We start from the raw sequence: 14,687 nt of genomic DNA on the forward strand, positions 1-14,687 counted from the left end.
CTGCCAGCGATCCCACATCAGTGCCTTCTCGGTGTCGGTGTAGTAGAGCCTCTTCCTGCGCTTCATTCGCAACACTCCTGCTGCCTATGCAGCTATCCGTGTGTTGCGTCGATCATATGAATCCGCGGTCAGAAGCGGACATCGCCCAACACCTGAATTGGGTCGGAAGCTGACATCAAGGAAGTCGATCAGCTCTTGCAACCAATCAGCGGGGGCTTGCTGGGATTGGAGCGTCTTTACCTTCTAGGTCACGATCCAGCAGGCAATCGATGAATGCACGTAGCGCCGGCAGCAGGTAGCGGCGGCTCGAGTAATGGAGGTACAGGCCAGGCACGGTCGGCGACCAGTCGGCCAGGACGCGTTTCAGCCGTCCGTCGCGCAAGGCCTCGGCGATGTCGTCGTCGTTGTAGGCGTAGAGGATGCCGAGCCCCTGCAGCGCGGCGGGCAAGATGATGTCCTGGTGGTTCGAAATCACCCGGCCCTCGCCGAAGACCTCGACCGTCTTGCCCTTCTTCGCGAACGACCAGCCCGCGATCTTGCCGCTGCCGGGGAAGCGCCAGTTGATGCACGCATGGCGATCCAAGTCGGCCGGCGTCTTTGGTTCGCCATGCTGCGCGAGATACTCGGGCGAGGCCACCGCCAGCAGTTCGATGTCCGGCGTCAGCCGCACTGCCACCATGTCCTTCTGCAGGCGGCCGCCCACGCGGATGCCGGCATCGAAGCCTTCGCCGGCGATGTCGCTCAGCGCGTCGTCGATCACGATGTCGAGCACGACATCGGGATTTGCTTTTGCGAAACGGCCCAGCCGCGGCGCGTGCGCTCGTACCTACCGCCTTCGCCACGGCCTCGTCCATGTCGCATAGCATCGGCGCCATGAGCTTCGATCTCTCCCTGGCGGGCAAGCGCGTTCTGGTCACCGGCGGCACGCGCGGCGTCGGCGGCGCCGTCGTCGAACTGCTCTCTTCGCTGCAGGCACGCATCGTGGCGACCGCGCTGTCGGCACCGAAGCAGCCCATCGACGGCGTGCACTACGTGGCCGCCAACCTGGTCACCGCCGAGGGCGTCCGCGCCGCGACGGAGGCAGCGCAGCACCATCTCGGCGGCGTCGACATCCTCATCAACGTGGTGGGCGGCTCGTCGGCGCCCTTGGGCGGCTTCGCGAAACTGGACGATGGCGAGTGGGCGAAGGCGCTCGACCTCAACCTGATGTCGGCCGTGCGCATGGACCGCGCCCTGCTGCCGGCGATGCTCGCGCAGGGGTCCGGCGTGATCCTGCACGTGACCTCGATCCAGCGCCTGCTGCCGCTGCACGATTCCACGATTGCCTACGCCGCCGCGAAGGCCGCGTTGTCGACCTACAGCAAGGCGCTGTCGAAGGAAGTCACGCCGCAGGGCGTGCGCGTGGTCCGCGTGTCGCCGGGCTGGATCGAGACCGAAGCCTCGATCGATTTCCTCGGCGACATCGCGGCCAACGCCGGCACGGATTACGAAGGCGCCAAGCAGATGGTCATGAACGCGCTGGGCGGAATTCCCGTCGGGCGACCGGCCAAGCCCTCCGAGGTCGCCGACCTCATCGCGTTCCTGGTCTCGCCCCGCGCCGCGTCCATCTCGGGGTCGGAACGGCGGCACCGTGCCCACGGCGTAAGCGCCGCCGATGGCCTCCCTGCCCGCCGGCACCGCGGCGGGCAGACCCGGCAGGGCGCACGGCAGGAACGTACGATCGATCAAGTTTTCAGGACGTTACGTGCCTTATGGTTCCGGATACGCCGGCAAAGTACCCCTGCCGGCCAACGCCGCACCCCGAACGCCACCCACCACTGCCCCGAGGACACGACCATGTTCAAGCTCATCCCCGCCCTGCTCGCCGCCGCCCTGGCCGCCAGCCTGTCCCCCGCCGTCCACGCCGCCGAGTCCGCCCGCGACAGCGGTGCAGTGAAGAACGTGGTGCTGGTACACGGCGCGTTCGCCGACGGCGCCGGCTGGCGCCCGGTGTACGACGACCTGACCGCACGCGGCTATCGCGTGTCCATCGTGCAGAACCCGCTGACCTCGCTCGCCGACGATGTCGCCGCGACCAGGCGCGTGCTCGACCGCCAGGACGGTCCGGCCATCCTGGTCGGACATTCGTGGGGCGGCACGGTGATCACCGAAGCCGGCGTGCACGACAAGGTGGCCGGCCTGGTCTATGTGTCGGCGCTGGCGCCGGACGCAGGCGAGACCACGGCGCAGCAGTACACGGGCTTCGCGCCGACGCCTGAGTTCGTCATCGACACCAGCGCCGATGGGTTCGGCTTCATCGCCCCGGCGAAGTTCAAGGCCGGCTTCGCGCACGACACGACGGATGCGGACGCGGCGTTCCTGCGCGATTCGCAGGTGCCGATCAACATGGCGTCGTTCGGCACCGTGCTGACGCACGCGGCGTGGCGCAGCAAGCCCAGCTGGGCGGTGATCGCCATCGAGGACAAGGCTTTCGACCAGGCCATGCTCATCCACATGGCCGAGCGCATCAACGCGCGCATCACCAAGGTCTCCGCCAGCCACGCGGTCTTCATGACGCAGCCGAAGGTGGTCGCTGACACGATCGACCGCGCAGCGAAGGATGCGGCGCAGGCGAAGTAAGCGCCGCTGGGACGCGACGGCATCTGCGGCCGTCGCGTCCGATATCTCTCCCCCTGAATTGCCCTTCCCCACGACAGGTGGCGCAACCCGCGCTGCCTGAAGGCCCCACGTCGCCCGGAGTTTCTGTCACCATGCCCACGTCCTCTCCCACCGTCCCCGCCTACGCCACCGACCTGCAACATCCGGGGCGCTACGACTTCATCGTCTGCGGCGCGGGTCCTGCCGGCTGCGCCCTTGCCGGCAGGCTCGCGGAAAATCCTGCCGTGCGCGTACTGCTGATCGAGGCAGGCGGCGCCGACGAGCTGCCGGAGATTCTCGATCCTACGCAGTGGCCATCGAACCTCGGCTCCGATCGCGACTGGGCATTTGTCGCCGAGCCCAATCAGCATCTGCATGGCCGTGCCATTCCACTGAACATGGGCAAGGTGGTGGGCGGCGGCTCCAGCATCAACGTGATGGTGTGGGCACGCGGTCACCAGAGCGACTGGGATCACTTCGCCGAGGAAGCCGGCGACGGTGCTTGGGGCTATCGTGCGGTGCTCGACATCTACAAGCGCATCGAAGACTGGCGAGGGATGCCCGATCCCATCCGCCGTGGCACCGGCGGACCGGTGCATGTGGAAACGCCACCGCATCCACAGCCAGTGGCCATCGCCATGGTCGAGGCCGCGAAAGCCCTGGGCATGCCGACCTTCGACAGCCCGAACGGCGTGATGATGGAAGGCCGCGGTGGCGTTGCACTCAACGACCTGATCGTGAAGGCCGGCCGGCGCTCTTCAATATTTCGCTCCTACATCTTCCCGAAGCTGGGGCAGCCGAACCTGACGGTGATGATCAATGCACAGGTGAGCAAGCTCGTGTTCGAAGGCACCACCGTCGTCGGCGTTGACGTGATGCAGAACGGCCGCCGTACGCGCATCACCGCCGAGCGCGAGGTGATCCTGTCGATGGGCGCGATCAATACGCCCAAGCTGCTGATGCAATCCGGCATCGGTCCGGAAGACGAACTGCAGTCACATGGCATTCCGGTGATTCAGTCTCTGCCGGGCGTCGGACGGAACCACCAGGACCACGTCTCGTTCGGCTGCCTGTTCGAGGCGAATGCGCCAGTCGGCGTGGGTAATGGCGGATCGGAGGCCACGCTCTACTGGAAGACGGATGCTGCGCTCACCTCGCCAGACGTCTTCCACTGTCAACTGGAGTTTCCGGTACCGACACCGGAAACGGCGCATCGTGGCGTGCCCGAGCACGGCTGGATGACGTTCGCCGGGTTGTCGCACCCCAAGAGCCGCGGCTCTCTGCACCTCACGGGTGCCGATGTCAGCGCACCCGTCCGTATCGTAGCGAACACGCTATCGCACCCCGACGATCTGCGCGATGCCATGGCGACCATCGCGCTGGCCCAGGAGATGGCGCACGCCTCACCGTTCAAGCGCTTGCTGAAGCGCGAAGCCATGCCTGGAAACCTGGCAAGGTCCGACCTAAAAGCGTATCTCCGCGACGCGGCTGTAACGTTCTGGCACCAGGCCTGCACGGCCAAGATGGGACGCGATGCGATGTCGGTCGTCAACGGCCAGCTGCAGGTCTACGGCATTGAGCGACTGCGGATCGCGGATGCGTCGATCATGCCCAGCATGCCGAGCGGCAACACCATGGCGCCGTGCGTCGTTATCGGCGAGCGCGCTGCGGAAATCATCAAGCAGACGCACGGGATCTGAATGCTGATGTTACGTCCGCTTCCGGCCAGAAGCGGACATGATGACCCGTCCGCTTCTTGTCCCTGCCTGCATTGGGGCTCAATGTAAGCGCCCAATGCGATATCGGCCAGGTCCACCGCGTCAATTCGGCTCGATGTCGGATCGAGCGGGCGGCAGTTCTGCGACGGCTCCGCTCCGCGCCATTGATCCAAACACGCCGTCACGACGTACCCACGCGTGATATAGCGCGGCGGTCAGGTGTAGCAGCACCAGCGCAAACAAGGCGAAGCCCAACGCCCCGTGCGCCTCCCTAAGCCAGGTATAGAGCGCGGGATCCTGTGGAAAGAGCGGCGGCAACCGCAGTGTGCCGACCATATGTACGGGATATCCGCCCGCCGACAACATGGCCCATCCAAGCAGTGGCATCGCTAGCATCAAGGAATACAACAGCCAGTGCGACGCCTTTGCAGCGACTGCCTGCAGTCGCGGCAGGTCTGCAGGCAGGGGCGGTGGCGGACTACGCCACCGATGTACAAGCCTGAGAAGCGCCAACAGCAGGATAGCGATGCCAAGCGGTCGATGCAGATCGATCAGTGCCGGCCGCAGCGACAACGATGAGACCATGCCGACGCCGATGAACAGCATCACCACGATCAACAGCGCCATGCACCAATGAAGCAAGCGCGCCAGTCCATCAAAATGTCCATGCCGGTTCATCGTGCGGCCTCCTGCACGGTGGCCCCGGTCGCCTCAGGCGCCTGCCCATGCGCGATCTCTCGCTCGCGCCGGTTGAACGAGACCGAATACGCCGCCGCCCGGGCAGCCAGAATTGGATCATCCGACAAGGCAATACCGCCAGGCACCACGGTCGGATCGTAGTTCACATCGCGGCATGCACCCGTTGCCTGCGGTTGGCTGCTTTCCAGCACCAGCGTGCCTGCGATGTAGTTGGGTCGGTCCTCGGGCCAGGCGCGCGAAGGATCCTCAATGGGATCCCCCGATTTGGCCTCGGTGACTACCAGATGCCAGCGCAGCGGCCCCTGCGACAATCGCGTCTGCAGGTCTTCCCGCAGGTAGTCGGGATCGGCGTGCTGCCGCTCGGCCTCGCTGAGCGGTTCGAACGCCGCCAAGGGCTGCATCGACCAACGTACAAAGCGAACACGGCCTTGCGCATCAATGAAGCGGAACGCGTTGACGCCGTTGTAGGTCGTGTTGGCCCAACTGCTGGACCAGGGTGCGGACTTGGCCCACGCCTGGAAGCGCTTGGCTTCGGGGTACTGCGCCACGAATGCGGCCATCTTCGCCGGATCCGGCTTGCCCGTCGCCGGATCGGGGCGCGACGCCAGTAGCTGGGCGTGGAAGCCGGCCGGCGTAGCCACCGCGAAGAATGGGAAGCTGTTCATCGCGGTGCGCCACTCTTGCCCATCATCCGTCTTCAGCAGCAGCGCCAAGCTGCGCACCCGGGCCTGTGCATCCAGGGCATATGGATCTCCCCCCGCGATCGACAGGCGGCCGGATACCTCAGTGCGAGGCTGGCTGAAGATGCGCGCGCGCGACAATGCGGCCGCCGGCTCCGATGGTTCGAAGTACCCTGCTACGCATACGCCCTTGCTGTGGGCCCGACGAAACCCCGGATAGGCCTTGCCACCCTCGATGGCGTCCACCAGCCGCGGTGCGGTCAGGCGCTTGGGCCCAATCCACCCTGCAGTCCATGCGAATGCGCCCGCTAGCACCATGACAATGGCGGCAATGGCCGTCAAGGCAAGCCACGGGACGCGGGTCCGGGATGGGTGGGTTGCTTCGTGAGGTGTCGACATGGATGGCTCCGGCATCGTGCAATGACCGTATGACGCCCGGGCGCGGGATTTATTTCACATCCGCGACATCTTTCGATTCCGAGGAATAATCGGGCTACCCGCACGTCTCACCTTAGACCTGCCCCGTTCACGCGACCCATGACCGCTTCATTGCCTCCGCTGGATGACGACAGCCTGCGAGACCTGATTCCTCGCCTGCGCAGGTTCGCGCGCTCGCTGACCCAGGATCCAGTCGCTGCGGACGACCTGGTCCAGGCGACGCTGGAGCGAGCGCTTACACACGGCGCTGAGCGGACGAAGGAAGCGGCGCTGCAATCGTGGCTGTTCTCCGTGCTCTACCGAAAATTCGTCGATGAGCAGCGGCGCGTAACCCGTTGGAGGCGCATCGCATGGCTATTCGCAGCCGAGGAGGAGGCACAGGCGGCCACGCCCGAACAGGTTTTTGCCGCCCGCACCTCGCTGGCCGGCTTCTCCCGCCTGACGGTGGAACAGCGCGCCTTGCTGATGCTGGTGAGCGTCGAGGACATGGGCTATCGCGAGGCCGCCGAGACGCTTGGCATACCCATTGGCACTGTCATGTCCCGTTTGTCGCGGGCGCGGCAGGCACTGCGTGCCATGCAGGAGGACGGACCCCCTGCCCCATCGTTGAGAGTCATGAAATGAACATCCAGACCACACAGCCCGAACCGGATGAGAGTGAACTCCATGCTTACGTGGATGGTCAGCTCGAGCCGGCGCGTCGCGAGGCCGTCGAATGCTGGCTGGACAGCCATCCTGAGCGTGCCCGCCAGATAGCCGACTGGAAGCGCGATGCCGGGCACCTGCGCGCACTGCACGCGCATCCGGAGCAGTGGGCGGCGAACGCGGCACTGGAGCCTCTACGGATACGGCGGCGCCTGCATGCAAGTCGCCGGCACCGCATGGGCATCGCTGCCTCCCTGATACTGGCGCTTGGATTGGGGGCTGGTGTGGGTTGGTGGGCACGTGACCTGCAGCCAGTGCCCATGCCCATGGCCGACGCGGTAGCGGCCTATCGCCAGTTCGCCGATGCCGATGCGCCTGCCATGGACTTCGATGCCAGTCGGAGCGCGGACCTGCAACGCTGGCTGCAGCGGCATTTCGGCAAAGTTGGCCGTGTCCCCGACCTCAAGCCGGCGGGCTACCGGCTGATGGGTGGACGCGTGCTGTCCACCGAACAGGGCACTGCCGCCATGCTGGTCTATCAAGATGGATCAGGTGCCCGTGTGGGGTTCTATCTCCGCCCGCGCGGCAAGCTGAAGGGTACAGGTCAGCGCCGCGACGGCGACCTGCTGGCTCAGTACTGGTCACATCAGAACACCAGCTTCGCTCTGGTTAGCGAGGTCGCAGATACAGCTGCTTTGCGACTTCCACACTTGTTAGACAACGGCTGAGTTTTCTAACACAAACTAGAGAGTCCGCTATCGGCCACAAGCGGACATCTGCCAAACCTCTAAACTCGACCGGCTCGTGAGTCATTATCGGACAGAGCTAGATGCCAGACGCCTAGCCTTCCTTGGAGGTAAGTGGAGCGCTCTCTAACCTTATAAATTTCGTCAGCAAGCGATCAATTCAGCTAGCTACCTGATTTGGCTAGGTTAGGCATGAACCCTACGCATTCTTGCCAAAGGGCCTACTGACGGCTTTTGATGAGTGACCGTGTCTCAATGGCATTAATTAGCAATACGATTTGGCGGGCTGACACGATTAATCCATGTCTAGGCTCGAGGCGGCCCCCGCGGGAGCGCAAGTTATGCTCGTGGTACATGCCGGGCTGCTAAGCAGAGCGAATTCGGCCCATGCAGTGTCCCCTTTGACGAGTGCGCATCATGACGAACGACGAGCAGATGGATCTTTGGCTGTGGAGTCAGGGTGTAGGCCAATGGCATGCGGGTCGCGTTAAGAGATGGGGGGGTCACCGAGCAGCTTGATTAGCTGTTCGGTTTCCTTCCTCAGGTACTTCGCTGTGATCTCACCCAATGTGGGAATGAAGGTGGCCCACCAGTCAGGCCACTCGCATTCGCTTCGCTCGCGTCCTGTCATTACCCGGGAGAACCTGCGCGACGTCGCGAGCGTACGTGCGGCAAACCACAGATACGATCTGCGCCAAGCGACGGTGCTGGTGTTCGTGACGCATCGATCGCTCGTTGGCTTTGTTAGAACGTTCATCTCGTCAGATCAAGGCCAAAAGCGCGGTGGCGCACTTGACCGCATCAACATCAGCTCTCGAGTTTTCTCGCTCAAGAAGCGCCAGGTAAATGGTTGATTTCTCACCGAAGCCCTTCGAGTATTTGTAAGCGAGATCAAGCGACGCTTGGACCACCTAAAGTGCCTCCATCTTCCCATCACCTGCTGAATCACAGCTCCGCGCTCTGAAAGAATGCGACTCCCTTCACAGTCATCGAATATGCCTACTTCGGAACCAGGCAAAATCGCATGTAACGGGAGGAGTTGCTCCGGCATCAGGTCTAGCAACCGATCTAGCACATCGATGAACTCAATCTCGTAGCGCTGCATCATAGGACTATGCGCCATTGGACCTATCATCGACAGCAAACGATCAGTTCGCGACAGCAATGTACGTACATCTCGACCACCCAACGCGCGCCGCCACTCACAGAGTGACCACCAGAATTCTGCTGTGGTCACGTCCTCACCGACCTTGGTAGAGAGCCTGATAGCTGGCTCCTTATCTAGTCGTCTCGGATGCAGTGCTTCCCAAGGCATGGCCGTCACGAAACCAAGCGCTACCTCTACTGACAACGCCTCCATTCGATCACGTGTGAGTCTGCGCTGGCCGGATTCATATAGCCAGAACTGCCGCCCAGCGTTACGGGGATGGATACCCCAAGCGAGGGCTGCCTTGTGAACTAGGTCCTCTCTACCACCCACGATAGTCTCCGCCGCGCCCAAGATAACGTGCGTCGCTAAGACGTCTGCCAAGTCGCTGTCGGGCTGACCTCTCCTTCTACGCGGATATCTAACCAGGTCTGAAATCCGGACATAGTCAAGAACTGCGGGATACGTGTACGTCGAAGAGGCGCGACTTGCAGCAGACGTATGCATAGACCTGTCCTCGCATGTGTCGTGTTCGGATTATCCCCCCTTCTTTTGGGAATAAAAGGACGCGCCCGGGTCACACCTTGTGGGACCCTGATGCAGCTTCACGACCACAGCACAGGCGAATCTGGGTCGCGTGTGGCCCGAAGGGTGAATCTGTATGGCTGCGCTTCCACTCGATGCTGTCACGCGTCAAGATCTACTGGAAAAGCTTGGGCTGAATCAACAGGCGGTTTCACATCTCGACCTTTCGCCCGAAGGCATCTCGTATGTCGTCGAGACCGCGATTTCTCCTCCGGCCAAGAAGGTTGGCAGGAGGCGGCGCCGCAACCTAATACTTGATGTACCGCTTAAGAGCATCCCAGGCGTCGTTCTCCAAGCCGAATCGATGACTGGCGAGTTCAACTTCCTAGTCGAACTTGATCGACGCCCTGATCTCACCGCGGTCTTTGACCAGCCGATAACCATCAAGGTCTGCATCACCGACAGCAGAGGTCGCAGAACCCGAACAACTTACACGGCCGACTACCTGGTGATCTACAGCCGCAGCGTATGTGTCTACGAGATAAAGGCCGACTCGGAACTCGAAAGGCTGGTCCGAGAGCGCCCCAGGGATTGGATCGTGCAGGATAGTGAGTATCACTATGTCCCAGCATCAAAGCATTTCAGCTCAATGGGAATTGATCATGTCGTCGTCCCGATTAGCTCATTGAGCTCGCTTCGGGCAGACAATCTTCGACTTCTCACAAGCTCTCGAGAGGCGCCGGACACGAAGAGATACCGCTGGACCAGGAAAGCGATTTTGACCCTGCTAGAGCATGAGTCAACCCTGCGCATGTCCGACATCCTTGAACGGCTCGGGATGCCGGATGGAACCCCAGTCCTACAACTCTTGGACGCTGAGCAGATCTTTGCAGACCTAGACCGTGTAACTCTGGCGGACCCCAATAGCGTCTGGTTATCAACAAGCTTGGAGCTCGCCAAGATTGCGCAAGAGTCGTGCAGTAGGCTCGCGACTAATCTCCGATCTGACGAACTCGGTACCGATGAAGTAGTTGACCCTCGTTATGAGCTAGAGGTCGCCAGCCGTCTCGCCCTTGTCCAGGGAACAACGCGTACAAATAGCAATGGCAAGAATGTCTCAGATCGATCCATACGGCGCTATCGGAAGGCCTTTCAGGATGCCAATGGCGACCCTCTCAGCCTTACGCCGCGCTGGAGTAACTGCGGAAATCGCGACCCTCTTATCGGAATAGTTCATTTGTCGTTCCTTGAATCCATTATTCGTGCAGGCAAAAGCGACCGCCACCACACATCCATTAGCGCATGTTTCTTTGCCTATCAGACAGCATTTCCTGAAGCAAGACGCCAACTCGAGTTCTTCGATGAGCACCCCGTGTCCCGTTCAACTTTCTACACGTACTGGGATCGCATAGCTCTCAACAATGAAGACTCTTTCAAGAAGGGCGGGAGGCGACTCCGCAACGAGCAGTCTGACTCGTTTGATCCCGCAAAGAGGACGATCCTCGCTACTCGGCCGTTTGCAGTTGCCCATATCGACCACTGGAAGACAGACCTTCATCTTGTTGTTGGATACATCAACGGAGCAAAGATAACAAAGCGAGCATGGCTTACCGCCATGGTCGATTCATTCAGTGGAGAAGTGCTGGCAATCTGGCTGTCATTCGCTGACCCGAGCAAGAAATCCTGCACAATGGTAATCCGAGACTGCGCAAGACGTCATGGCAGATTGCCGGAGATGGTCATTGTCGACGGCGGAAGTGACTTTAGGAGCAGTCACTTCTTTGTGATGCTTGCTTCTTTGAAGGTTGTCCGATGTGAGCGGCCACCTGAAGACCCGCGCTTCGGACAGCAGGTTGAGCGTCTCTTCAGAGACTTTAAAGAACGATTCGCTCGCGGCCTTCCTGGCTTCGGCATCAGCATTGAGCGCTCTCGTGCCGTTTCAGGCGCGTTCAAGGCGGCGGCGGGCTCAACCCTTACGCTCCTGGACGCTTTCGAAGCCCTTGAGGCGTTCGTGTTTCAAGGCTACAACAATGGCTCTAAACCCGGAGAAGTATCGTCACGCTACGCTCTGCGCCACAAGGCGGAGCGCACCTATCCACATGGCGGCCGGAGAATCGCTTGGGATATGAGGTTCCTGATCGCCACCTCAGTTGAATCTCCCGACGCAGGTTACAAGCTATGGACTGGGCGCGGCATCCATGTTCACGGTAAGTGGTATAGCTCTCCGAAGTTGTTGGCGTATCGCGGCTACAAGAAGGACCTTTCCGTTAGGATCGAGCCCTATGCCGATTCCGTTATCTACGTTTGCATTGAAGGGAAATGGCTTGAGTGCAGGAACTCCGACTCTCCTTTACAGCTAGCCATGTCCGAAACAAGCTTGCTTTTCCGGACTGCGGAACGACACGATCTTTCGGCACTTCGTGTTGAACTTACAAACGACATGAATCGTTGCGTCGCTGAAATAGTCAACGGCAAACTTCACGAAATTGCCGAACGCAAGGAATCTAACTCCACCCGACCTACCTCCAATGACAACCAGACGGATGACGTTCGGGATTCGTCCACCTTCGTGCCATTCAACTTCGACGACGTCGAACCGTACGAGAACGAGACGTTATAGATGAATCGTTTGTCGCGAGTCACTAACGGCGTAATCAAGCATCGACTTCTTGAAAGAGCAAGGGATATCTTCGTTCCACTGTGTCGTGATGCGTCCGATGGACTCGTACTCCTGCTTCTTGGCCCGACGCAGTCCGGAAAGTCCATCATATTTCACGAGATAGTTACGGCATTGAAGGATTCCTTCCAAGATAGTCGTCCCGGTGCAATCCCCATAGTGAGCCTACAGATTGAAACTGTCAGCGAGGGACGCGCGAAGGCGAAGTGGATCGGAATCGAGTTGCTGAAGTCGCTTGAACATCCGATATACAAGCATATCGGAGGTTTAGATGAGAACGAGCACTACTTTCCTTCGCGAGGCCGGGACGAGTCCACCATTCGCATCGCGCTGAAGGAAGCGCTTAGTCATAGGTTCACTCGTCGCACCTGCCTAGATGAAGCGCACCTTCTTACCCGGACCAAGGACCCAGAACTCCGCGCCGCAATTCTTGAGTCCATCAAGTCAACATGCGCGATAGATCGAACTCTCATAGCGAGTGGCGGATACGAGATGGCATACAAAGGATTATTCGACTCCTCCCACTTTTGCGGACGTGTATTAAGCTTTAATTTCGGCCACTACGGTGCATGCAATCCCGACGATCTCGAGTCCTGGGCACGGATTCTAAAGACATACAGCGGGAAGCTTGAACTGAGTCCGAAATCTCTACTCCTAGACGAAGCCGTCAATCTCTTGCACTGGAACAACGGAACGGTCGGACTGCTTGACAAGCACCTCTGGTCGTGCAGCGTGCAGGCTCGTGCGCGCCATATGTACATAGACAGAGCGCTCCTTAGGGCATGTGCCCCTCCCGAGCGGGAGCGAAAGGCTATCGCTGAGGACATCCGAAGGGGCGAGGAAGCACTCCAATCCAGCTCCCAGTTCTCCATTCCTAGTTCAGGGAAGTCACGCCAAGAAGAAGAGGGGCCTGGCGACAAGGCGGATAACTCCAGTCAAAGAAACACGCCGTTCCAACGTGCGCCAAACCGCAATGCTGCCGCGGAGGTTGTTGTTCATGACGACGACTGAGTACTTGCCGATATCGCCGCTAGGCCAAGGCACGGTCGAGATTGAGGCTTTCGGTTCATTGTTCTGCAGAATGGCTGTATCCCACAGCGTAACCATCCATGCCCTGTCCAAACATCTCCGCAGCTGGTGGCTACGCCAGAATCCGGGCGTTTTCGAGCTCAGCATAGGCGGCATCAATGGCAAGAATCCAATGTTCTGCGGCACCGGGCTGATCGTTCAATCATTCGTAGATCTCTTAAGCGAGGCTGTAGGTTGTCCTACGCTCAAACGAACAACGTTCTTGGCGCTCACGCCAGTACTAAGCTTGCAAGGGCATGGAATAGTTCGAGAGGGTCGCGCATGGTGTCCCGCTTGCTTGGAGGAGGCCATTAGCAGCCAGAACCAGTTCTATGATCGACTGATTTGGGCTATTCCCGTCATCAAGCGATGCACAATTCACCGAATATCCCTTCAAACCCTGTGCCCGCGGTGTGGGAGCCGCCAGGCGCGGTACCATCATCTTGGACAAATGGCCTTGTGCTTCAGATGCAAAGGATCTTTACGCCAAGCTTCGTCCGGATGGCAAACGGCGCTCGATACGACAATGTATGAGAAGGAATGCTTCGAGTTGGTTGAGGCGATCTCTACTGGGAACCTTGAAACTGTTGTTCCCGATGCCTATAGCATGCTCCTCAAGGAGGGCATCAAGTCCAGACCTGAGATCTACGATGCTTTCGGCCGTAAGAGTCACATCTCGATGGCGGTGACTCGAATTACTCTGCGTACCTCTGGCCGCCCACACTTGCGCACGCTAATGAAGCGCTGCGTTTTGCTGGGTGTCAGCCCGGTTGATCTGATCAGGGATCCAATCGGGACGTTCAACTCAGTTGACCTTCTTGATCTGGCGGCTGCAACGGTGCCAGAAGATCGAAAACCAAAGCGGCCTGAGCACCTTACAAAAATCGCCGAGAAGTGGCTTAAAGCAGAACTCGAGAAGACCGACTTCGATTCGATGGTTTCTCTAGCTTTTATCGCGAAGCAGCTTGGGGTTTCTAAAGGCTTTCTACGCTATAGGCTACGTGAGCTTTGCGCACGGTACGCTCGTCATCGCAAGCAATATGGATATCTTAAGCACGTCGAGAGAATTCGCCTCGCTGCGGACTACCTCCTCAACGGCCCTGTTTTGAGCTACCCCTCTGCCGAGTATCCAAGTCATGATCACCTTGTCGCCGCCGCCGTCAGCGAGACTGGCGTCGGAGTGCGGGTTGCTCGGCTTGCTGTCGAAGCAGCCCTTAAGAAAGTGACAAGCGATTGGAATTACAGGCGGTACCGCGAGGCCAACCGTCTCTTTCGAGTTCCTCGACCAACGATAGCGGCTGAGTAGCCTTAGATGATGTCCGCGCATCCTCTCTGTGCGGCGATACAAACACTTGAACGTGGCCCAGCGCGGCGTAAGGAAGGCGACCCCATTGCTGCGTCTTGGTCTTGCCTCGAGACAATTCATGCTTCTGCCAGCAGCCCCAGCATCGCTACTCGGGTCCGAATTGCTAACGCTATCAGTTGGTCGCTGATCGCCAACATGCTGGTCATCGGCGCCAGCTCAAACTGGAAGGCTAACTCCAATTACTCAGAGCAGCTGCTTGAACCAACTCTAGAAGTCTCCCGGCCTGACAAAGCCGCACGGACCCTAAGTCCTAGTACCCCGAAGTTGGGTTGGGTCCGCGATGGGCACTGGGAACCCCGCATTGTGGACGGCACTGCGTTGATTACGGCCATGCATTAACT

11 protein-coding genes and 1 pseudogene are annotated in these 14,687 nt (G+C 60.0%); 9 read left to right on the plus strand and 3 right to left on the minus strand.

Features of this window, described 5'->3' with window-relative positions; genetic code table 11:
- Positions 1 to 205: 205 nt before the first annotated feature.
- On the minus strand, positions 206 to 805 hold the full coding sequence (locus tag CSC78_RS09325; protein ID WP_162337723.1) for a LysR substrate-binding domain-containing protein: 600 nt from the start codon (positions 803 to 805) through the stop codon (positions 206 to 208).
- 47 nt (positions 806 to 852) lie between these two features.
- Between CSC78_RS09325 and CSC78_RS19015 the strand changes: the two genes are divergently transcribed.
- Both CSC78_RS19015 and CSC78_RS09340 read left to right on the plus strand, forming a co-directional pair.
- Positions 853 to 2,619, plus strand: a complete 1,767-nt coding sequence (locus CSC78_RS19015; RefSeq protein ID WP_238391220.1) for an oxidoreductase — start codon at positions 853 to 855, stop codon at positions 2,617 to 2,619.
- Between the two features lie 131 nt (positions 2,620 to 2,750).
- Positions 2,751 to 4,337: a GMC family oxidoreductase gene (locus CSC78_RS09340; RefSeq protein ID WP_162337724.1), complete on the plus strand. Its 1,587-nt coding sequence runs from the start codon at positions 2,751 to 2,753 to the stop codon at positions 4,335 to 4,337.
- Between the two features lie 120 nt (positions 4,338 to 4,457).
- Here the strand turns inward: CSC78_RS09340 and CSC78_RS09345 are convergent, their stop codons facing one another.
- Positions 4,458 to 5,033, minus strand: a complete 576-nt coding sequence (locus CSC78_RS09345) for a cytochrome b (protein WP_162337645.1) — start codon at positions 5,031 to 5,033, stop codon at positions 4,458 to 4,460.
- Positions 5,030 to 6,133, minus strand: a complete 1,104-nt coding sequence (locus CSC78_RS09350; RefSeq protein WP_162337646.1) for a catalase family peroxidase — start codon at positions 6,131 to 6,133, stop codon at positions 5,030 to 5,032. The genes CSC78_RS09345 and CSC78_RS09350 overlap by 4 nt, the downstream gene beginning before the upstream one ends.
- 150 nt (positions 6,134 to 6,283) lie before the next feature.
- On the opposite strand from CSC78_RS09350, the gene CSC78_RS09355 reads away from it, so the two are divergent.
- From CSC78_RS09355 to CSC78_RS19020, 7 genes and pseudogenes are all read left to right on the plus strand, one after another.
- Positions 6,284 to 6,796, plus strand: a complete 513-nt coding sequence (locus CSC78_RS09355) for a sigma-70 family RNA polymerase sigma factor (RefSeq protein WP_162337725.1) — start codon at positions 6,284 to 6,286, stop codon at positions 6,794 to 6,796.
- A complete protein-coding gene (locus CSC78_RS09360; RefSeq protein WP_162337647.1) occupies positions 6,793 to 7,545 on the plus strand; it encodes an anti-sigma factor family protein in 753 nt (250 codons plus the stop codon). Before CSC78_RS09355 ends, CSC78_RS09360 begins: the two co-directional genes overlap by 4 nt.
- A gap of 593 nt (positions 7,546 to 8,138) precedes the next feature.
- Positions 8,139 to 8,417 (plus strand): hypothetical protein, encoded by a 279-nt coding sequence (locus CSC78_RS09365; RefSeq protein WP_162337648.1) that lies wholly within the window; start codon positions 8,139 to 8,141, stop codon positions 8,415 to 8,417.
- 954 nt (positions 8,418 to 9,371) lie between these two features.
- Positions 9,372 to 11,855 (plus strand): integrase catalytic domain-containing protein, encoded by a 2,484-nt coding sequence (locus CSC78_RS09370; protein WP_162337649.1) that lies wholly within the window; start codon positions 9,372 to 9,374, stop codon positions 11,853 to 11,855.
- Positions 11,856 to 12,923, plus strand: coding sequence for a hypothetical protein (locus CSC78_RS09375; protein ID WP_162337650.1), 1,068 nt, complete (start codon positions 11,856 to 11,858; stop codon positions 12,921 to 12,923).
- A 190-nt stretch (positions 12,924 to 13,113) separates the two neighbouring features.
- Positions 13,114 to 13,362 (plus strand): annotated as a pseudogene (locus CSC78_RS19270) (TniQ family protein); the annotation flags it as partial.
- A 144-nt stretch (positions 13,363 to 13,506) separates the two neighbouring features.
- Positions 13,507 to 14,286 carry a hypothetical protein gene (locus CSC78_RS19020; RefSeq protein WP_238391222.1) on the plus strand — a complete coding sequence of 260 codons (780 nt, stop codon included), beginning with the start codon at positions 13,507 to 13,509 and terminating at the stop codon, positions 14,284 to 14,286.
- Positions 14,287 to 14,687: the final 401 nt, after the last annotated feature.

It is taken from the genome of Pseudoxanthomonas japonensis, from assembly GCF_010093445.1.
GTDB lineage: Bacteria > Pseudomonadota > Gammaproteobacteria > Xanthomonadales > Xanthomonadaceae > Pseudoxanthomonas_A > Pseudoxanthomonas_A japonensis.